The organism is Pseudomonas sp. MNR3A (assembly GCF_009650575.1).
Lineage (GTDB): Bacteria > Pseudomonadota > Gammaproteobacteria > Pseudomonadales > Pseudomonadaceae > Aquipseudomonas > Aquipseudomonas machongensis.
In genome coordinates this window covers 447,057-465,789 of the sequence record NZ_VZZS01000016.1, presented here as the reverse complement: position 1 = coordinate 465,789, position 18,733 = coordinate 447,057, and the positions used below count along the sequence as shown (strand labels likewise).

Here is an 18,733-nt window from a genome sequence, read left to right as displayed (position 1 = left end):
GGGTCATACCGGCAGGCTGCGGTAGGGCAGTTCGTCTCCCGGGCTGCGGGCGAATTCGCGCTTGTATTCGCGGCTGAACTGCGAGGTGCTCTGGTAGCCCACCCGGTGCGCCACCTGGGCCACGCCCAGGCTCTCGCCGATCAGCATCTGCTGCGCCTTGAGCAGGCGCAGGCGTTTGAGGTACTGCATCGGCGCCAGTTCGGTGCAGCGCTTGAAGTGTTCGTGGAAGGTCGAAACGCTCATGTTGGCACGGCTGGCCAGCGCTTCGACACTCAACGGCTCGGCGAAATGATCGCGCAGGTAGGCGAGCGCGACGCCGATCCGGGCAAAGTGCCCCTGCTGTTCGACCAGCGCCCGCAACACACCGGCTTGAGGGCCGCGCAAGGCCGTATACAACACCTCCCGCACCCGTGCGGCCCCCAGCATTTTCGCATCCAGTGGGTCCTGCAGGCATTCGAGCAGACGCTCGACGCTGGCGCGCATTGGAGCACCCAGCGCCGCCGAGCTCATCGACTGCGGCGTCTGCGCCTGTACCGCCGGGTCCGGCGGCAGGGCCATGTTCTGCACCAGTTCGCTCAGCACGGTACGGTCGATGCTCACGGCCACGCCGAGCATGGGCGCCTGGGGCGTGGCGAAGGTTTCGCACATGAAGGGCACTGAAAGCGCCTGGATCAGGTAATGCCCGGCACCGTATTCCAGCGTGCGCGGCCCCAGGCGCGCGAGCTTGCTACCCTGGGCGATGATGATCAGGCTCGGTTCATAGATCTGTGGGCTGCTCGCCACATAGTGGTCCCACGACAACACCTGGACCTGGGGCAGGTAGGTGTCGACGAATCCGGGGCGCGAGGCGAGGGCGCGGATCAGCGAGCAGAGGGGGGCATTGGCGTCGACGTGTTGGGTCAGGTGCATGGCAAACCAGGGACAGAGAATCAGACACTGGCATCTTCGCAGATTGACAGTCCAGCGCCAGATCGCTGCGGCCAATTCCGGAGAATCAGGCACGAATGCCGGAGGATCGGCTGTGGGCCGGGCCCGTTTCGATGCGCAGAATGCGTGGCCTGAATCGTTTCAATATTGCGAGGTCCAGAGCATGTACACCGCCATCGGTTATGCCGCCCAGTCTTCCACCGCGCCCCTGGCGCCCATGACCTTCCAGCGCCGTGGCCTGCGCCCGGATGATGTCGCCATCGACATCCTCTACTGCGGCGTGTGTCACTCCGATATTCACCAGGCCCGCAATGAGTGGGGCATTGCCGTCTACCCACTGATGCCCGGCCACGAGATCGTCGGTCGTGTCACCGCCGTAGGTGAAAAGGCTGGCAAGTATCAGGTCGGTGACCTGGTCGGCGTCGGCTGCATGGTCGATTCCTGCCGCCATTGCGAGGCTTGCCGGCAGGACCTGGAGCAGTATTGCCTGGAAGGGCCGACCCAGACCTACGCCAGTCCCGACCGTATCGACGGCAGCAATACCCTGGGTGGCTATTCCAGCAGCATCGTGGTCAGCGAGCACTTCGTCCTGCGTATTCCCCAAGGGATGGACCTGCCCAGTGCAGCGCCGATCCTCTGCGCGGGCATCACCACTTACTCACCGCTCAAGCACCACGGCGTGGGGCCTGGGCACAAGGTCGGCGTGCTGGGCATGGGCGGCCTGGGCCACATGGGCATCAAGTTCGCCAAGGCCCTGGGCGCCGAGGTGACGCTGTTCACCCGCTCCCCGGCCAAGGCCGAGGAAGCCCGTCGCCAGGGCGCCGATCATGTCATCGTCTCCACCGACGAGGCGCAGATGCGCGAGGCGGCGGGTCGCTTCGACTTCCTGCTCGACACCATCCCGGTGCAACACGACCTGAATCCCTACCTCGAAACCCTGAAGTTCGACGGCGTGCACATCCTGGTCGGCCTGATCGAGCCGGTCGATCCGCCCGTGCATGCGGCCAACCTGGTGCTCAAGCGGCGGGTGCTGGCCGGCTCCTTGATCGGCGGCATCGCCGAAACCCAGGAAGTGCTGGACTTCTGCGCCGAGCACGGCATCAGCTGCGATATCGAGATGCTGGATATCCGCCACATCAACGAGGCGTTCGAGCGGATGATCAAGGGTGATGTGAAGTACCGCTTCGTGATCGACATGGCGACCTTGCAGGCCTGATCCGGGCGTTGAACGCAATCGCGGGGCGAGTCCCGCGATTGCGGCCAGTACAGGCGCTACCAGACCATCGCCTTCCTCCACCCTTTCCAGAACAACCAGCGCCGCACCTCGGCGTGTTCGCCAGTGCCGATCTGCCAGGCAGGCCGCTTGCTGTCCAAGGCGATCAGCGAGATGAATCCGGCATGGCTGGCGGCGACCAGGGTGCGGCCGTCGGCGCTGATGTCCATGGCGCTGATGGCCGACCCCAGATAATGCTGCCAGTGCGCGCGACCGTCTTCGCCGAAGCCACGCAGGTAACCTTGGGCATCGCCGACGATGTACTCGCCTTGACGTGCGACGCCGGCATGGATCTGCACGCCGTCCTGCAGCATCGAGATCTGCGGATCGGTTGCGAGATTGGCGAGCGTTACGCCAAGGCTGGCGCCGCCGTCGCCCTGGCAGGCATTGAGCAGCAACTGGTCGCCGCGGTGGTTGAACAGGGCGAAGTGCGGATGTTCCCCCGCCGGGACGATCTCGGCCAGCGGCTCCAGGTGCTCGTCGAGTACCTGGTGGTTGCCGCGCTGCTCGCCCAGCACGATCCGTCTGCCGTCCGGCGACAGTGCGGCATGGGCTTGGGTCAGGGTCAGCGCGATGTCGTCAGGGTCGGTGCCGTCGGCCAGTTGCGCGAGGATGTCTGCTTCGCGGCGCAGCAGGCGGGTGGCACCTCGAGGTGTGAGCAGGAAGATGCCCTCGCGGCTGACCAGCAGTACCCGTCGGCCATCCGGCAGGGGGAGCAGGCGGGTTGGGGTGGGTGGCAGGTCGAAGGGATCGAACGGGTAGCCAGGCGGCAGGCCTTCCAGGCCATGGGGCCAGGACAACCGAGCGACCTGTGGGCCGCCCCAGCCGTCGGTGACCCTTACGCCCTCCGCATTGGCCAGGGCGAAGTAGCGTCGTCGCGGGCAGCGGCCGAAGTGCTCGACACTGATCATCGGGGTCACCCCGTTGCGGTCGATCTGCACCACTTGGCCGTTGTCATGGGGCATGCCGATACGTGCAAGCAAGCGGCCGTCATCGAGCAGCAGCACCTGGGCGATACCCTGGCCATGGCTCGGGAGCAGTGGCAGCAAGGGATCATGGGCGGGCGGCCAGGCTTCGCGAAACAACTGACGCTGGTGCTCGTCGATGCCAGGTCGGTTGATTGCGTGCAGGGCGAGCTGCCAGGCGTCGAGCAGGTGATCGATGGCCGGTGGGCAGGGCGCTTGTGCTGTGTCGTGTCCTGGTGCGCAACCTTGCGCAACATGGCGGTTGACGGCCTCGGCGTAGGCGGTGACCGCCTGTTGCCACTGCTGCTGAGGGTGTTGCGTGTCCATGAGCGGATCGGACTCCTTGTTCCGCATGTTGCTACAGTGCGTCATGGTACTCCGTGCGCGCGCGGTTGTGAGGCCTGGCCTTGACGCGTACCATGCCGAGTATTCCTACCAATAACAAACGTGCATCCGCGACCCGAACCTGGGCACGTGGGGCGCGTCCTATCGCTTTGCCTGCGGAGATTGCATTGGCCTCGATGAATGGACCCCTACCTGATTCCCTACCTGCACCGGCAGGCGGCGGCAGTTGGCTGAGCGTGATCGCGCTGGCGCTGGCGGCGTTCATCTTCAACACCACCGAGTTCGTGCCGGTGGCACTGCTCAGCGACATCGGTCGCAGCTTCGACATGACCACCGCGCAGGTGGGCCTGATGCTGACCATCTACGCCTGGGTGGTGGCACTGGCTTCGCTGCCGATGATGCTGATGACCCGAAACATCGAGCGGCGGCGCCTGTTGCTGTTCGTGTTCCTGGTATTCATCGTCAGCCACTTGCTGTCGTGGATGGCGCAGAGTTTCGCCATGCTGCTGGTCAGCCGCATCGGCATCGCCTTGTCGCACGCGGTGTTCTGGGCGATCACCGCGTCGCTGGCGGTGCGCGTGGCGCCGGCTGGCAAGCAGGCCAAGGCTCTCGGGTTGCTGGCCACCGGCACTACCCTGGCGATGGTCCTGGGCATCCCGCTCGGGCGTGTGGTGGGCGAGGCGCTGGGTTGGCGCATCACCTTCCTCAGCATTGCGGGCGTGGCGCTGGCGACCATGCTGTGCCTGATGAAGTCGCTGCCCTTGCTGCCGAGCCAGAACTCCGGTTCGCTGCGCAGCCTGCCGATCCTCTTCCGCAGGCCTGCCCTGGTCATCACCTATCTTCTGGTCACGCTGGTGATCACCGCACAGTTCACCGCCTACAGCTACATCGAACCGTTCGCCCTGCATGTGGCGCAGATCAGCGGTGAGCACACGACCCTGATCCTGTTGCTGTTCGGTGGGGCGGGTGTGCTCGGCTCGGTGCTGTTCAGCCGTTACAGCGACCGCTTCCCGCACGGTTTCCTGGTCGGCTCGATCGGTTGTCTGGCCGCGTGCCTGTTGCTGCTGTTGCCGCTGTCGGGGAACTTCGCCGCGTTCGCCGTGCTGAGCATGTTCTGGGGCGTGGCGATCCTGAGCTTCAGCCTGTCGTTGCAGTCGAAGACGCTCAAGTTGGCGTCCGACGCTACCGATGTGGCCATGGCACTGTTCTCGGGGATCTACAACATCGGTATCGGTGGCGGGGCATTGCTGGGCAGTATCGTCAGCAGCCAGATCGGTGTGGCCAATATCGGCCTGGTCGGCGGTGTGGTGGCGGTGGTGGGGTTGGGCCTGGCCTTGGCCAGCAGCCAGCGCTTTCGCGATGCCCTGGCCGCGCCCCCCGCGCCTTGAGCTTCACGCCAGTAAAGCCGACCACGCCGACACCACCAGCAACAGTGCCAGCAACTGATTGAAGCGCTGCAGGTGCCGGGGCGAACGCAACCAGCGGGCACTGCCGATCCCGAGCAGCGCCCAGGCGCCCATGCAGGGCAGGGCGATGATCAGAAATACCAGCGCCAGGTGCCACACCGGCAATCCTGGCGTGGCAAACACCCCGATCACCGCCACCGCCATCAGCCAGACCTTGGGATTGACCAGTTGCAGCGATGCCGCGCTGCCGACCCCAAAGCGCTGCCGCGCCGTGGCATGCAAGGGCTCGCCAGCGGCGCGGAACAACTGCCAGGCCAGGCGACTCAACCACAGCACGCCCACCCAGCTCATCACTTGCTGCGCCAGCGGGTGGCGCAGCAGCACCTCTCCCAGCCCCAGGCCTACCACCCAGACGATCGCCGCGGCCGCCGCGCAGGCCGCGAAGATCGGCGCCAGGCTGGCACGCAGGCCGTTGTGCGCGCCGTGGGCGAGAATCAGCAGGTTGGTCGGCCCGGGGCTGATGCTGGCGGCCAAGGCAAAAAGGATGAAGGGCAACAGCGATGACGACATGGTGAGGCTCCTGTGGTTCGGAACACCATGGTCAGGCGTGGGGGCGGTTCAGTCTGGAAGCTTTGAGCAGCGTCGGCGATAGTCGGCCGGTGTCAGCCGGTAGGCACGACGGAACCAGCGCCCCAGGTGGCTCTGGTCGGCAAAGCCCAAGGCCATGGCCACTTCGCTGGGTGTGTCGCCGCGAGCCAGCTGATGCCGGGCGCGGGCCAGGCGCAACTGGATCAGGTAGGCGTGCGGCGCCAGGCCGAAGGCGGCCTTGAAGGCGCGGGTCAGGCGAAAGCGATCGACGCCGCAGGCCTGCGCTACTTCGTTCAGGCCGATGTCCTGGTCGATATGGGCATGCAGGTAGTCGCGCGCTCGCTGGGCGCACAGCGGCAGGCGTGGATCGGGGTCGAGGCGCTTGCGCCAGTGCAGGTGCCGGGTCAGGCAGGCCAGCAGGTCGTCCATGGCGGTCTGGCGCACGATTCGTAGCTCGCCGCCGTGCATGGCCTGGAAGGCGCGCAAGGTGGCGCCCGCCAGTCGCGGGTCGGCACACAGGGTGTCAGCGAAGGCGGGCAGGCAGCCTGCCGGGGCCTGTTCGAACAGTGCATGCAGTTCGTTTTCCAGCCACTTCGAGTCCAGGTACAGCGTGGAGTAGGTGAAACCTTCGCGCGTGGGAGCGTCGCCATCGTGAAGGTCACCGGGTTCCAGCAGGAACACCTGGCCCGGCGTGCTCTGGTGCCGAACCCGGCGGCAATTGAACTGCTGCACGCCCTGTTCGGTGACCCCGACCAGGAAGCTGTCGTGCCAGTGCGGGTCGTAGGCGTGGCCGACGAAATGCGCGCGGACCGACTCGATGCCGGTGTCGGCGTCTTGCTTGAGGTCGATCCAGTTGGACATGGGCGAGGCCTGCGAAAGGGAGTTTTCACCTTAGCTTAAAAGCGCTGCGGATTTTAGAACGGATGTGCACGGGATAGTTCGGATAGTGGCATTGGGCCGGTATACTGGGTGTTTTTGCAGGAAGCTGTTGCTCTGATGAAAGACACATCTACAAATTGGTTGCAGGTGCTGCTGGTCATGGTCGTCGCTGCGGTGATTGCCCAGGTGGTAGCGATCTTCACAGTGATTCCCCTGGTTCAGAGCATGGGCGCCACGGGCGGCTGGCTGTTGATCATCTACCTGGTGTTCGTCGGCGTGTGCACCCTGGCGAGCGGTGCCCTATCTTTTCGAGCGCCGAAGGTGGGGTTTGCCCATGACTGGAAAGTCATGTCGCTGATCGCCTCCAGCAAGCTCATGCTTCTGGTGACTGTGGCCCTGAGCGTCGTGCCTCTGGCGGTCGAGGGGTTCAAGCAGGCGGGACATGTCGAGCAATTGCCATTCAGCTTGTTCATGTATTGGCTGAGCGGTCTGAGCCTGCTGGTGTTTTCCGTGCTGTATCACCTGTGCGCGCCGGGTGCGTATCGTTATCCGACCTTTGAAGACCTGATCAAGCGTGAAGGCAGTGCCAGGGTGCTACGTGGCGAGGCTGGCGAGATATTGGAGGGCTTGCGCGCCAGGCAATCGCCGAGTGGGGCAGCTGGTGAAACGCCCTTCACGAGCCAGGACGAGCATGTTCTGGAGGTGCTTGCCCAGGGCCGCGTCATTGATGATGCCCAGTGTTATTTCGTCATGCGTGAGCATGGCGCCAACGCCAATCCGAAAGTGCGTTGGGCGTTGACGCTGGCGCTGCTGATTCCCGCCTACGTCATTCCCACCGTGACGGTGGGCAAGATGTTCGCGGTCGTGGACACCGCTCGACAGCAGGTGCATGAGCGGGGTGGCTGGTTGTGCGCCATCTATGGCAGCGTGCTGACGCTTGGCAAGGATGCCAAGGAGCAGGCCGAGTCTTCCTGCAAGGCGCACTAACCAGGGTCGGGCTGCAACTGCGCAAACTTGCCTTGCAGCCACTGGTGCAAGCGCGCTACCGCCGGCGACAGTTGCTTGCGGTGCGGGCACACCAGGATCAGGGGGCGCAGGTCGCCGGGGAAATCCGGCATCAGCACCTCGAGTTCGCCGGCCGCGACATTGGCGTGCACGTCCAGCCATGACTTGAAGGCGATGCCTTCGCCGGCCAGTGCCCAGCGCCGTACCACATCGGCGTCATCGCAGAACAGCGGCCCGCTGACCTGCACCGTCTGCTCACCCAGTTGCCAGCGGTCGAAGACCCGCGACTGCTGCAGGTACAGCAGGCAATCGTGCTGTTGCAGGTCTTGCGGGGTGTGCGGGCGGCCGCGGCGGGCGAGGTAGGCGGGGGCGGCGACCAGTACCCTGCGGTTCCACGGCGCCAGTGGCAGCGAGATGTAGTTGGCAGCGTCGTCGATGCCATAGCGGATGCCGACATCCACCGGGTCCCGGTACAGGTCGGCGAGTTCGTCGGAGAGAAAGAAGCGCAGGCTCAAGCCCGAGTGTTCGCGGCGAAACTCGGTGAGCCAGGGCAGCACCAGGTTGCGTCCGACATCCGAAGGCGCCGACACCTGCAGTACACCACGCAGTTCACTGTGGTCGCCATGCAGGCTCTCACGCCCGTGACGCAGGGTCTCCAGCACACTGTGGGCGGTGGGCAGGTACAGCTCACCCTCGGCGGTCAGGCGCAGGCTACGGGTGGTGCGGGCAAACAGACGCACGTCCAGCTCTCGCTCCAGGCGCTTGATCGCTGCTGCGACCTGGCCCGGTAGCAGGTCGGCTTCCAGGGCGGCGGCGGTGAAGCTGCCCAAGGCGCTGGAGCGAATGAACAGTTGTAGATCGTCAAGGCGCAGCATTTTCACTCCTGGAATGAAAGTGTTGCTGCATTGTGCTGGTTTTTCTTTCCTGTGGGAAAGATAAGATACGCGCCATCACCTTCCCTGACAGGAGCAGTTCCGATGGATACCGTCACCCTGGCCAAGCGCCGCTACACCACCAAGGCCTACGACGCCAGCCGCAGGATCCCGCAGGCCACCGTGGATGCACTGCTCGAGCAATTGCGTCATAGCCCGTCCTCGGTCAACTCGCAGCCCTGGCACTTCGTCGTCGCCGACAGCGCCGAAGGCAAGGCACGCCTGGCCAAGGCCACCGAAGCCTTCGCCTACAACACACCCAAGATTCTCAACGCCTCGCACGTAATCGTGTTCGCCACACGCACCGAAATGACCGAGGCGCACCTGCACGCCGTGCTTGACCAGGAAGCGGCCGACGGCCGTTTTCGCGATGATCAGGCCCGTGCCGGCCAGGACACGACGCGCCGTGGCTATGTGAACCTGCACCGCTACGATCTCAAGGATGCGCAGCACTGGATGGAAAAGCAGACCTACCTGGCCCTGGGCACCGCTTTGCTGGGCGCTGCCGCCCACGGGCTCGATGCGACCCCGATCGAGGGCTTCGACAGCAAGGCGCTGGACGCCGAGCTGGGCCTGCGCGAGCGTGGCTTCACCAGCGTCGTGCTGCTGAGCCTGGGGTATCGCAGTGAAGATGACTTCAATGCCGGCCTGAGCAAGTCGCGGCTGCCGGCCGAGACGGTGTTCACCTTCCTCTGAAAAAACCGGGGCAGGCCGCTACGGTCTGCCCCGGCTTTCAATCTTCCTCCAGCGCCTGCTCGACCACGTCGCGGCTGGCGTCCAGCACTTGCTGCTGTACTTCCTCGCTGGCCAACATGCGCCCGACCACCAGAGCACCGACGCACTGGCTGATCAGCGCCCAGGCCCTGCGCTCGTCCCCAAGCGTTTCACTCCACGCGGCCTGCAGTTCGAGCAGCCAGTGTTCGGCCTGTTCACGGACCGGTCGCTCGGCGCGAGCGATCTCGACCCCCAGCGGCGGCAGCGGGCAGCCACCTTCGGGATTGTGCAGGTGGGCCAGGCTCAAGTACTGCTTCAGGCAGCGGCGCAGACGTTCGCGGTCGGCGCCCTGGCTGGCCAGGCGAGCGAACGGGCTATTGCACAGCTCGCGTCGCACCACCTCGCTGAACAGGTCATCCTTGGACGGGAAGTGATTGTAGAAGGCGCCACCGGTAAGGCCGATGGCCTTCATCAACTCGGCGACCCCGGTACTGGCGAAACCACCACGCTTGGCCAGGACGCCGCTGCTGGCCAGCAGCTTCTCGCGAGTCTGTTGCTTGTGATCGGTGGAGTAGCGCATCCGTGACCCTCGGTGTGCTGGCTTGACGGTGCAGCGATCATAGCATAGCGTTCATTTACTAAATGATCGTTCATCAATGGAGGTGCCGGTGACAGAACAACGAAAAGCGGTCCTGGTGATAGGGGCGGGTGATGCCACCGGCGGCGAGATCGCCAAGCGTTTTGCCCGCGAAGGTTATATCGCCTGTGTGACCCGCCGCGACGCTGACAAGCTGCAACCACTGGTGGACGAGATCCGTGCGGCTGGCGGTCAGGCCTACGGTTTCGGCTCCGATGCACGCAAGGAAGAGGCGGTGGCCGAGCTGATCGAAACCATCGAGCGTGATATCGCCCCGATCGAGGCCTTCGTGTTCAACATCGGTGCCAACGTGCCCTGCAGTATCCTCGACGAAACGCCGCGCAAATACTTCAAGATCTGGGAAATGGCCTGCTTCGCCGGTTTTCTCACCGCCCAGGCAGTGGCGCGGCGCATGGTCACCCGTGAACGCGGCACCCTGATCTTCACCGGCGCCACTGCCGGCATCCGGGGCGCCGCCGGCTTTGCCGCCTTCGCCGGTGCCAAGCACGCCCTGCGTGCACTGGCCCAGAGCATGGCACGCGAGCTGGGGCCGCGAAACATCCACGTGGCGCACGTGGTGGTCGACGGCGCCATCGACACGGCGTTCATTCGCGATACCTTCCCTGAACGCTACGCCCTGAAGGACCAGGATGGCATCCTTGACCCGGCGCATATCGCCGACAGCTACTGGTACCTGCACACCCAGCCCCGGGACGCCTGGACCTTCGAACTTGACTTGCGCCCCTGGATCGAACGCTGGTGATCCGCTGTGCCCAACCACCTTCCGCCACAAGGAGTGCTGCATGAGCAAGTGCGTCGAGTTCTACTTTGATCTGGGCAGTCCGGCCAGCTACCTGGCCTGGACCCAGTTGCCCGCCCTGTGTGCCCGCCGAGGCGCAACCCTGGCGCTGCGACCAATGCTGCTGGGCGGTGTGTTCCAGGCCACCGGCAATGCCTCGCCGGCGACGATACCGGCCAAGGGGCGCTACATGATCGGTGACCTGAAACGCTTCGCTGCCCGTTATGGCGTGCCGTTCAGCCTCCCGCCAGGGTTTCCGGTCAATACCCTGAACCTGATGCGTGGCGTGCTCGGCACGCAGATGCGTTCGCCCGAGCGCCTCGAACCCTTGCTCAAGGCGTTGTTCGACGGGCTGTGGGTGCAACAGCGCAATCTGTCGGACCCTGAGGTGCTCGATGCGACGCTGCGCGAAGCAGGCATGGACCCCGAGGCGTTTCGTGCCCTGGCGGCCGACGTCGAGGTCAAGGAGCGGCTCAAGCAGGTGACCCAGGAGGCGGTCGAGCGGGGCGTGTTCGGCGCGCCGATCTGTTTTGTCGGTAGGGAGATGTTCTTCGGTCAGGACCGCTTGGACTTCATCGAAGAAGCATTAACCTAACAGCCGCTCCAGTTGCGTGCGCTCCCAGACGCTGAGCAGCTCGACCGGGTCGGTGCCATAGCGCTGCCAGTGGCCGCGCTCGGCCTCGCGGCCATCGGGGGCGCGGCATTCGCTGCAATGGGCGATGCCTTCGTCGTCGAGGGTCAGGATCAGTTGCCAGTGGCCGATCTGTATCCTGACCCGCCCGTCGCTCAGGTGCTCGTGCACTTCCAGCGCCTGGACGCCGAGGGCGGCGTCGCGCAGGCACTGGTAGATCTCACGGCTGTTGGGGGCGGACATGAACGGTCAGAAGTTCGCCGGGGTATTGGCGCTGATGATTTCTGCTTCGTCCGGGCCGATGTTCTTGAAGCTGTGCGGCAGCGTGGTGGGGATGTAGTAGCCGTCGCCCGAGTTGAGCACGCTGACCTGGCCATCGACCCACAACTCGACCGTCCCCCGGGTGACCAGCCCGCATTCCTCGCCTTCGGCATGCACGATCGGCTCGCCCGAGTCGGCACCCGGTGCGTAGAGCTCGCGCAGCATGCGCATCTGTCGGCCTTCGACACTGGCGCCGACCAGCAGCATGCGCAGGCCGTTGCGACCCAGGTCAGGTTGCTCGCCGCCGCGGAACACGTAGCGCTCTTCGCGTGCAGGTTCATCGAAGCTGAAGAACTCGGCGAGGCTCATGGGGATGCCTTCGAGGAGTTTTTTCAGGGAACTGACCGAGGGGCTGACGCGGTTCTGCTCGATCTGCGAGATCGTCGAGTTGGTCAGGCCGCTGCGGCGGGCCAGCTCCCGCTGGGAGAGGTTGTTGCGTTCACGCACCAGTTTGAGTCGTGTCCCCGTGTCCATAGCCGCCTTGAGTAGTGAGTGATCAGAGGTGTCAAAAATAATGGGCAGCGCATTAAAACACACTCTGACCGGCAACGCGCTGTGCTTGTCAGGTGCGCTGGGCGGCGGGGGCAGGCCACAGCCCGACCAGCAGCAACAGCACGGCCACGGCCAGGAACGGCAGGCGCGGATCGACGGCGTAGACCAGCGTCCCGGCCAGCGGCCCGATCACCGCTCCCATGCCTTGAGCAGCGCTGATTGACCCCGCGGTGGCCCCTTGTTCGCTGGCTTGCATGGCATTGGCGGCCAGCGCCGAGAAGGCAGGGAAGACGAAACCCATGCCGGCAGCGGCGACGAAGAAGCACGCCCACAATGCCGGAGCAGTGGTGGCCAAGGCCCCGGCGGCAAAGCCCAGCGCGCTGATGCTGGCGCCCACGCGGATCATCTTCAGCGGTGGCCACTCCAACTGGCGCAGCAGAATCTGCGAGCCAATCAGCGCCACGCCCACGGCGGTCAGGGCGATGCCTGCGGCCTGGGCGGCATCGGCGCTGTTCAGTTGCAAGCGATCGAGGGCGAAAAAGCCCACGGTGATCTGCGACACGGTCACGCTGAGCATGGCGCTGAAGGCCACGATCAACGGTCGGCGCAGGCGCGGGTCACCCAGGCGCACAGGGCTTGGCGCGTGGTTGTGGGGCAGCGGCTGAGGCTTGAGCTTGAACAGCAGCACGAGGAATGCGCTGGCCGGCAGCAGCGACATGATGAAGAACGGGGCGCTCAGGCTATGGCGAGCCAGCAACGCGGCCAGTGCCGGGCCGAGCACCAGCCCTACGGCATTGGCTGCGCCGAGCAAGGCCATGGCACGGGCGCGGCGCTCGGGCTCGACATGGTCGGCGATCAGCGCATTGCCGCCCACCGGCAGCGCGGCATAGAAGGCGCCGATCAGGCCGCGGGTCAGCATCAGGCCGAGAAAGGCCAGGGTCGCGCCCGGCAGCCAGCGCAAGGCGCCATCGATGAACAGGCACAGCAGCCAATAGGCGACGGTGAAGCCGGCACTGCCCATCAGCAGGATGCGTCGCCGGCCCAGGCGGTCGGCGGCCCGGCCCCATGGGCGTGCAAGAATGACCCAGACCACGCCTGCCACGGTGACCGCCGCACCGGCTTGCCAGGTGGCCATCCCCAGCAGGCGGGCGATGGGGCCGATCAAGGCGACGAACGCCATCATCGACATGGTGCAGGCCATGTTCACCAGCAGCAGCGGGCGCAGGTCTAGGGCGGGGGCTTGGGGCGGGGTGGGAGATGCAGTGTCCTTCGCGGTGGTCATTGAAACATCCATGGCAGGCGGAAAGGTATCGGCCCCATTCCGCCTGCAGGCGTTTTTCAGTCGCTGCGGCGCAAGGGCCCTGGCCACATGCTACGCAATACGCCATCGCGACGCACCAGTGCATGGAACAGCGCTGCGCCGAGGTGGGCCAGGATGGTGACGAACAGCAGGTAGCCCGCCCAGCCGTGCGCTTGGCGCAGCACGGCATACAACTGCAGGTCGTGAGGCATGATCGCCGGCAGTTGCAAGGGCCGTGGGTAGCCGCCGGCCGAGAGCATCGCCCAGCCGAGCAACGGCATGGCCAGCATCAGCCCGTACAGCGCCAGGTGCGAGGCGCCGGCAGCGAAACGCTGCAGCGGTGGCAGGTCGGCGGGCAGTGGCGGGTGCGGCAGGGTCAGGCGCAGGATGATGCGCAGCACCACCAGTGCCAGCAGCGCCAGGCCCGTGGCCTTGTGCAGCTCCACCAGCCAGGGGTGACGTGGCGACAGGTCGCCGACCATGCTCACGCCGATGAACAGCATCGCCAGGATCAGTATCGCCATGAGCCAGTGCACCAGGCGGGCCAGGGGGTGGAAGGCGGACGGTTTCATGGGCGGGCTCCTGCGCCGAGGCTTTCACGGCTGCGGCGGTTGAACGATTCCGAGTAGGCGGCCGAGCGCGCGGCGAGGATCGGATCGGCGGAGGCTTCGATGCCGCTGGGCAGAATCAGCGGGTCGAAGTTGAGGTCGCGGCAGGCGCCTTGTTCAGGTGCATCGACGTGGTCGATCACCAGGGTGCCGGCATCGATGCTGCGGCGCGAGTCGGGCCATTGGCTGGCCGGGTCGTCGATGGCGTCGCCGGGTTCGGCGAGGGTCAGGCGCAGTGTCCAGCGCAACGGCGCCTGGCTCAGGCGTTGTTGCAGGTCGTGTTGCAGGTACAGGTTGTCCTCGACCTGGGCGGGCAGAGGGGCAAAGGGTGTTTGCGCGACCATGCGCCAGCGCACGGCTTGCGCCTTGCCACTGGCATCGATCAGGCGAAAGGCGTTGATGCTGTTGTAGTCGGTGTTGGCGAAGCTGTCGCTGGGCTTGGCGCTGGCGGCCCATTGGCGAAAGGCTGCGCTTTCCGGGTGGGCGGCGAAGAACGCCTGCAGCTTGGCCGGGTCCGGTTTGCCGGTGGCCGGGCTCGGGCCGCTGGCCACGACCAGTTCATAGAAAGCTTGCGGGGTGCTTACCGCCAACACGGGTGGATTGTTCATGCCGGTACGCCATACCTGGCCGTCGTCGGTACTCAGCTGGACCGCCAGGCTGCGGGTCGGTACGCCGGCGTCGGGGCTGTAGGGGTTGGCACCGCCGATGGCGAAGCGGCCGATCACCGGCACCCGTGCCTGGCTGAATACCCGCGCGCTCGACAGCGCCTGCGCCTGGCCGCTGCTTTCGAAGTAGCCGCTGACGCACAGGCCCTTGGCGTGGTTCTTGCGGTAGCCGGGATGGTGGCCGGCCTGGGCTTCGAAGGTATCGATAATGCGCTGTGGCGTCAGGGCAGGGGTGCCGATCCATCCGGCGGCATAGGCGAAGCCCGCACCCAGCGCCACGACCGTGGCGCCTATGGCGGCCAGGCGCAGGGCCTTGGCAGGGCCTTGCAGGGGTGTGTTCATGGTGACGTTCCGAGTCAGTGAATGAGCCGGTATGACGTGGGAGCGAAAAATTTATTCCCTCGACGGGAATAGATTTCGTCGCGCCCCGTCTGCCCATTACACTGACAGCCCATGGGGCCGGGGCCTGACCATGCATGACCTGGATGAACAACAATGGCGCGAACTGCTGCAAAGCCTGCGGCGCTTCGCCCTGTGGCTGACCCGCGAAAGCGGCAGTGCCGACGACCTGGTCCAGGCCACCGTCGAGCGTGCGCTCACCCGCAGCGGTCAACAGCGAGAGGAACAGAACCGGCGTGCCTGGCTGTTCACCATCCTCTATCGGCTGTTCCTCGACGGCAAGCGCCGCGATCGCCTGCACTCGCGCTGGTTGAACTGGTTCGGTCGCGGCGGGCAGGCCGAGGAGCCGCTGGGCTACGAGACCGAGAGCATCGTGCTGGCCCAGGCCGACCTGCAGGCCTTCGCCCGCCTGCCCAGCGAACAGCGCGCACTGTTGCTGCTGGTCAGCGTCGAGGGCTTGAGCTACAAGGAAGTCGCCCAGGCCCTGGATATACCGATCGGCACCGTCATGTCGCGCTTGTCGCGCGCCCGTGCCGCGTTGCGTGAACTGACCGAGGGCAAGCCATCGTCCCCGGCCTTGCGGAGACTGAAATGACTCGCCTGATCCCCACCGAGCAAGAGTTGCACGCCTTTGTCGACGACCAACTGGAGCCTGTACGCCGGGCCGAGGTCGAGGCCTGGCTTGCGGCCAACCCGGAGCAGGCCGCGCGGATCGAGGCCTGGCGCAGCGATGCCCGGCGCCTGCGCGCGGCGCTTGCCGGTTTCAACGACATGCCCCACAACCCGCAACTGGAACTCGCCCACCTGCGACGACGGGTGCGTCAGCGTCGCCAGCAGCGCTTCGCGTCGGCCGCTGTCCTGCTGCTGGCGTTGGGGCTTGGCGGGCTAGGGGGCTGGCAGGCACGTGAATCGACGATGCTGGCAGGCGATTTGCCGATGGCCGACGCGGTGCAGGCACACAAGCTGTTCGCCGATGCCACGGCCCTCGATGTCCAGGCCGATGACCCTGCGCAGTTGCAGTCGTGGCTGGGGCGGCATTTCAACCGGGTCGGCCAGGTGCCGGATCTCAGCGGATACGGCTTCCAGCCTGTGGGTGCACGCCTGCTGGCCAACGAGGACGGCCCGGCGGCATTGTTGGTGTTCCAGGACAAAAAAGGCGAACGCATCAGCCTGTTCATGCGCTCCCCAGGCGGGCGCTACGACCAGATGCCCAGCGGGCAGCGCGTCGATGGGCAGCTCGAGGCGCGCTACTGGTCCCATGGTGACTACAATTTCGCCTTGGTCAGTGCGGCGGATGATGCCCGTAGCGAGCAGCTGCGCAAGGTACTGGGGGTCAGTCTCTAGCGACGATTTCCAGGGGAGGCGAACTTTCATTTGAAAGCGCTATGCTTGGCCCATGTCCAGCACACCTGCCTTGCGCCAGCCTTGCCCTCCCGGCGCCTGTGATTGCGGGCGCGAGCAGTTGCACGCGCACCCACCCCAGGCCCAACGCATTCTTCTGCTCAACCGCCAGGAGGAGAAGCGCCTGCTCGAACGTCTGGAAAACCTCCAGAGCCTGGAAGACCTGCAGCGCCTGCAGTCACGCCTCTACGAGCAATTGGGCATTCGCGTGCATATCGCACCAGGCTACAACGAGGTGCGTACCATGCGCGGCTTCGTCATCGAGCTGGACGACCAGCCGGGGCTGTGCCGCAAGACCCGCCAGTCGATCCCGGCCGCCATTCGCAAAGGCCTGGAGCGCAATCCGGAAGTGGCCTTCCGGCTGCTCGATGCCCACGACCTGCTTGGCGGTGCCTGAGTCTCAGCGCATTGCCGCCAGCTTGATGCCAAACCCGACCAGACAAGCACCGGCCAGCCGCTCGAGCAGATTGGAGACCCGCGGATTGGCGCGCATGCGCTCGGCCAGGTGGTGGGTCAGCAGCACCGCGAACAGGCCGTAGAGAAGGGTCAGCCCGGCGACCGTCACCGCCATGAAGGCGAAAGTGATGAAGCCCTGATGCTGTACCGGATCGATGAACAGCGGGAAGAAGGCCATGTAGAACATGATCGCCTTGGGGTTGAGCAGGGTGATCATCATGGTCTGGCGCAGGTAGTGGCCGCTGTCCATGCGGCTTTCACGCGGCCCAGTGCCGGGCTTGCTCAGCACCATGCGCAGGCCGAGCCAGGCCAGGTAGGCGGCGCCAGCCCACTGCACGACGTGAAAGGCCGCCGGGTAGGCGGCGAGCAGGGTGGCGACGCCTGCAACGGCCAGCCACATCAGCACCTGGTCGCCGAGGATCACCCCGAGGGTCGCCGCCAGCCCGCCCTTGATCCCGCCTTTGCCGGTCGCGGTGATCAGGGCGAAGTTGCCGGGGCCGGGAATGGCCAGGAGGACGATGAAGGCGATGACGAAGGCGCCGTAGTCGGTTACGCCGAGCATGGGAAAGTTCTCCTGGGGGAATGCCAGGATATATGCCACGTTCCGCCCGCCTTGCATAGCGGCTCATCATGAATGCGCTGGAACCTGCAGAAGCGGATCTTGCCGGTCAAAACGTCGCCTTGACCTGCAGCCCGACGACCAGCGCGTTGTCGATCGCTTCGCCGGAGAAGGCGCCCGGCTCGATGATGTACTGCACATCCGGGCGCAGGTTCAGCCATGGCGTGGCCTGGTAGCCATAGCTGAGTTCGATCAGTTGCTCGGCGCTGTCCAGGCCGGGGAAGTCACGCCCGGCATCCAGCGCGGTGGTTTCCAGCAACTGACGGCTGCGCGGATTCGGCACCGCCCGCCCGTAGCCCAGCGCCAGGGTGTCGCGCGGTCGTCCTTCGAAGGGCTTGTACAGCACCACACCGGCGCCATACCAGCGAGTGAAGGGCGAGGCGGCCTTGCTCGACGCTGAATATTGGCCGAACGCATGCAGGCTGCGACCCGCAGAGGCTGGGTCGTTCCACAACGCCTGGTCGACCAGCAGGTAATGGCCACTGCGTCCGGCCACGTCCTGGTCGCTGCCGATGCGCTTCACGTTGGAGCTGTCGTAGTAGTAGCCCAGCTTGTACTCGCCCGGCCGTTCGCCCTGCACCTTGTAGACCAGCTCCACAGGCACCACGGTGCCGGTGCTGTGCTTGGGCCCCAGGTGCCAGGCGCGGCTGGAGTTGCCGTTGCTCTGCGGATCGACGTTGAAGGCCGCCACGCGCAGTTGCCAGGAGGGCGAGAGATCGTATTTGACCCGGGCACCGAGGTGCGCGTTGGGGTAGTTGGTCCAGCCGCTGCCACCGGACATGTTCAGCGGGTGGCCGCAGAAGCCGGCATTCATGAAATTGCACAGGATGCCGCTGTCCAGGCCGCCGAGGTCGTTGCCCATGGCCATGTAGCCGAGCTTGAGGTTCAAGGCCGGGGTGAACAGGTTGCGCTCGTAGCTCAGTTCGGTGAGGCGGGTATAAAGGCCGCCGTAGTTCTCCTGGATCGGCAGACGGTTGCCGACCAGGTCTTCAGAGGCGCTGTTGCCGCGGCGGTCGTTGACGGTGAGCTGGACCTTGCCGCCGTTGTCCAGGCCATACAGTTTCGACAGGTCGAATTGCACGCCCAACTTGAGGTTCTGCGAATAACGCGCTGAGCGGTGCAGGCCACCGTGGGCGTTGTAGGCGGTCTCGCCGCTGTAGTCGCCGATGATGTGGATGCCGTCTTCTTCCAGTTGCTGGCGCAGGCCGCCCCAGTCACCGGTCAGGGTGTTGTCGGCGGCGAGCGAAGCGGTGCTGGTCAGGGCGAAGACAAGAGGGGTCAAGCGAAAAGCGGGGGACATTGCAGGGTCTCGGATGGTCTGTGAGGGCCCCTTCGCGTGCAGGCCGCAGCGACTTGCACGCGAAGGGAGCA

22 protein-coding genes are annotated in these 18,733 nt (G+C 65.5%); 9 read left to right on the top strand and 13 right to left on the bottom strand.

Going from position 1 to position 18,733, the window contains the following annotated elements; translation table 11 throughout:
- Positions 1 to 3: 3 nt before the first annotated feature.
- The gene (locus F6X62_RS13695) at positions 4 to 909 is read right to left on the bottom strand and encodes an AraC family transcriptional regulator (RefSeq protein ID WP_054890873.1); all 906 of its coding nucleotides are present in this window, start codon (positions 907 to 909) and stop codon (positions 4 to 6) included.
- Between the two features lie 181 nt (positions 910 to 1,090).
- Between F6X62_RS13695 and F6X62_RS13690 the strand changes: the two genes are divergently transcribed.
- Positions 1,091 to 2,143 carry an NAD(P)-dependent alcohol dehydrogenase gene (locus F6X62_RS13690; RefSeq protein ID WP_153773837.1) on the top strand — a complete coding sequence of 351 codons (1,053 nt, stop codon included), beginning with the start codon at positions 1,091 to 1,093 and terminating at the stop codon, positions 2,141 to 2,143.
- A 56-nt stretch (positions 2,144 to 2,199) separates the two neighbouring features.
- Here F6X62_RS13690 and F6X62_RS13685 read toward each other — a convergent pair whose 3' ends face one another.
- The gene (locus tag F6X62_RS13685; RefSeq protein ID WP_153773836.1) at positions 2,200 to 3,492 is read right to left on the bottom strand and encodes a hypothetical protein; all 1,293 of its coding nucleotides are present in this window, start codon (positions 3,490 to 3,492) and stop codon (positions 2,200 to 2,202) included.
- A gap of 194 nt (positions 3,493 to 3,686) precedes the next feature.
- On the opposite strand from F6X62_RS13685, the gene F6X62_RS13680 reads away from it, so the two are divergent.
- On the top strand, positions 3,687 to 4,898 hold the full coding sequence (locus F6X62_RS13680) for a sugar transporter (RefSeq protein WP_153773835.1): 1,212 nt from the start codon (positions 3,687 to 3,689) through the stop codon (positions 4,896 to 4,898).
- A 3-nt stretch (positions 4,899 to 4,901) separates the two neighbouring features.
- Here the strand turns inward: F6X62_RS13680 and F6X62_RS13675 are convergent, their stop codons facing one another.
- Both F6X62_RS13675 and F6X62_RS13670 read right to left on the bottom strand, forming a co-directional pair.
- Positions 4,902 to 5,486 (bottom strand): LysE family translocator, encoded by a 585-nt coding sequence (locus F6X62_RS13675; RefSeq protein ID WP_153773834.1) that lies wholly within the window; start codon positions 5,484 to 5,486, stop codon positions 4,902 to 4,904.
- A gap of 48 nt (positions 5,487 to 5,534) precedes the next feature.
- Positions 5,535 to 6,365 (bottom strand): AraC family transcriptional regulator, encoded by an 831-nt coding sequence (locus F6X62_RS13670; RefSeq protein ID WP_153773833.1) that lies wholly within the window; start codon positions 6,363 to 6,365, stop codon positions 5,535 to 5,537.
- 135 nt (positions 6,366 to 6,500) lie between these two features.
- On the opposite strand from F6X62_RS13670, the gene F6X62_RS13665 reads away from it, so the two are divergent.
- Positions 6,501 to 7,370: a hypothetical protein gene (locus F6X62_RS13665; protein ID WP_153773832.1), complete on the top strand. Its 870-nt coding sequence runs from the start codon at positions 6,501 to 6,503 to the stop codon at positions 7,368 to 7,370.
- Here F6X62_RS13665 and F6X62_RS13660 read toward each other — a convergent pair.
- Positions 7,367 to 8,263: a LysR family transcriptional regulator gene (locus F6X62_RS13660; protein WP_054890867.1), complete on the bottom strand. Its 897-nt coding sequence runs from the start codon at positions 8,261 to 8,263 to the stop codon at positions 7,367 to 7,369. The two genes, F6X62_RS13665 and F6X62_RS13660, sit on opposite strands and share 4 nt — an antisense overlap.
- A gap of 102 nt (positions 8,264 to 8,365) precedes the next feature.
- Here F6X62_RS13660 and nfsB point away from each other — a divergent pair, with 102 nt between their 5' ends.
- Positions 8,366 to 9,016, top strand: a complete 651-nt coding sequence (nfsB, locus tag F6X62_RS13655; protein WP_153773831.1) for an oxygen-insensitive NAD(P)H nitroreductase — start codon at positions 8,366 to 8,368, stop codon at positions 9,014 to 9,016.
- Between the two features lie 37 nt (positions 9,017 to 9,053).
- Here the strand turns inward: nfsB and F6X62_RS13650 are convergent, their stop codons facing one another.
- Complete coding sequence (locus F6X62_RS13650) at positions 9,054 to 9,614, bottom strand: TetR/AcrR family transcriptional regulator (RefSeq protein ID WP_054890865.1); 561 nt, start codon at positions 9,612 to 9,614, stop codon at positions 9,054 to 9,056.
- An 88-nt stretch (positions 9,615 to 9,702) separates the two neighbouring features.
- On the opposite strand from F6X62_RS13650, the gene F6X62_RS13645 reads away from it, so the two are divergent.
- Together F6X62_RS13645 and F6X62_RS13640 are read left to right on the top strand one after the other, a co-directional pair.
- Positions 9,703 to 10,434: an SDR family oxidoreductase gene (locus tag F6X62_RS13645; protein WP_153773830.1), complete on the top strand. Its 732-nt coding sequence runs from the start codon at positions 9,703 to 9,705 to the stop codon at positions 10,432 to 10,434.
- A 40-nt stretch (positions 10,435 to 10,474) separates the two neighbouring features.
- On the top strand, positions 10,475 to 11,065 hold the full coding sequence (locus F6X62_RS13640) for a 2-hydroxychromene-2-carboxylate isomerase (RefSeq protein ID WP_054890864.1): 591 nt from the start codon (positions 10,475 to 10,477) through the stop codon (positions 11,063 to 11,065).
- On the opposite strand, the gene F6X62_RS13635 is transcribed toward F6X62_RS13640, so the two are convergent.
- The 5 genes from F6X62_RS13635 to F6X62_RS13615 all read right to left on the bottom strand — a co-directional run bounded on the left by F6X62_RS13635 (position 11,057) and on the right by F6X62_RS13615 (position 14,829).
- Entirely contained in the window at positions 11,057 to 11,344 is a 288-nt protein-coding gene (locus F6X62_RS13635) for a hypothetical protein (protein ID WP_153773829.1), read from the bottom strand. The genes F6X62_RS13640 and F6X62_RS13635 overlap by 9 nt on opposite strands.
- A gap of 6 nt (positions 11,345 to 11,350) precedes the next feature.
- Positions 11,351 to 11,896 (bottom strand): cupin domain-containing protein, encoded by a 546-nt coding sequence (locus F6X62_RS13630; RefSeq protein ID WP_054890862.1) that lies wholly within the window; start codon positions 11,894 to 11,896, stop codon positions 11,351 to 11,353.
- A gap of 88 nt (positions 11,897 to 11,984) precedes the next feature.
- Positions 11,985 to 13,196 carry an MFS transporter gene (locus F6X62_RS13625; RefSeq protein WP_153773828.1) on the bottom strand — a complete coding sequence of 404 codons (1,212 nt, stop codon included), beginning with the start codon at positions 13,194 to 13,196 and terminating at the stop codon, positions 11,985 to 11,987.
- Between the two features lie 56 nt (positions 13,197 to 13,252).
- Positions 13,253 to 13,786, bottom strand: coding sequence for a cytochrome b (locus tag F6X62_RS13620; protein ID WP_125929736.1), 534 nt, complete (start codon positions 13,784 to 13,786; stop codon positions 13,253 to 13,255).
- A complete protein-coding gene (locus F6X62_RS13615; RefSeq protein WP_153773827.1) occupies positions 13,783 to 14,829 on the bottom strand; it encodes a catalase family peroxidase in 1,047 nt (348 codons plus the stop codon). The genes F6X62_RS13620 and F6X62_RS13615 overlap by 4 nt, the downstream gene beginning before the upstream one ends.
- Positions 14,830 to 14,959: 130 nt before the next feature.
- On the opposite strand from F6X62_RS13615, the gene F6X62_RS13610 reads away from it, so the two are divergent.
- Genes F6X62_RS13610 through F6X62_RS13600 form a run of 3 tightly spaced genes read left to right on the top strand, consistent with a single transcriptional unit; the run spans position 14,960 to position 16,684 of the window.
- Positions 14,960 to 15,481 (top strand): sigma-70 family RNA polymerase sigma factor, encoded by a 522-nt coding sequence (locus tag F6X62_RS13610; RefSeq protein ID WP_054890858.1) that lies wholly within the window; start codon positions 14,960 to 14,962, stop codon positions 15,479 to 15,481.
- Positions 15,478 to 16,230: an anti-sigma factor gene (locus F6X62_RS13605; protein WP_151924832.1), complete on the top strand. Its 753-nt coding sequence runs from the start codon at positions 15,478 to 15,480 to the stop codon at positions 16,228 to 16,230. The genes F6X62_RS13610 and F6X62_RS13605 overlap by 4 nt, the downstream gene beginning before the upstream one ends.
- A gap of 52 nt (positions 16,231 to 16,282) precedes the next feature.
- Complete coding sequence (locus F6X62_RS13600; RefSeq protein WP_054890856.1) at positions 16,283 to 16,684, top strand: hypothetical protein; 402 nt, start codon at positions 16,283 to 16,285, stop codon at positions 16,682 to 16,684.
- 3 nt (positions 16,685 to 16,687) lie between these two features.
- Here F6X62_RS13600 and F6X62_RS13595 read toward each other — a convergent pair whose 3' ends face one another.
- Together F6X62_RS13595 and F6X62_RS13590 are read right to left on the bottom strand one after the other, a co-directional pair.
- Positions 16,688 to 17,305, bottom strand: coding sequence for a LysE family transporter (locus tag F6X62_RS13595; RefSeq protein ID WP_112898434.1), 618 nt, complete (start codon positions 17,303 to 17,305; stop codon positions 16,688 to 16,690).
- A 106-nt stretch (positions 17,306 to 17,411) separates the two neighbouring features.
- Positions 17,412 to 18,662, bottom strand: coding sequence for a carbohydrate porin (locus F6X62_RS13590; RefSeq protein ID WP_153773826.1), 1,251 nt, complete (start codon positions 18,660 to 18,662; stop codon positions 17,412 to 17,414).
- Between the last annotated feature and the right edge of the window lie 71 nt (positions 18,663 to 18,733).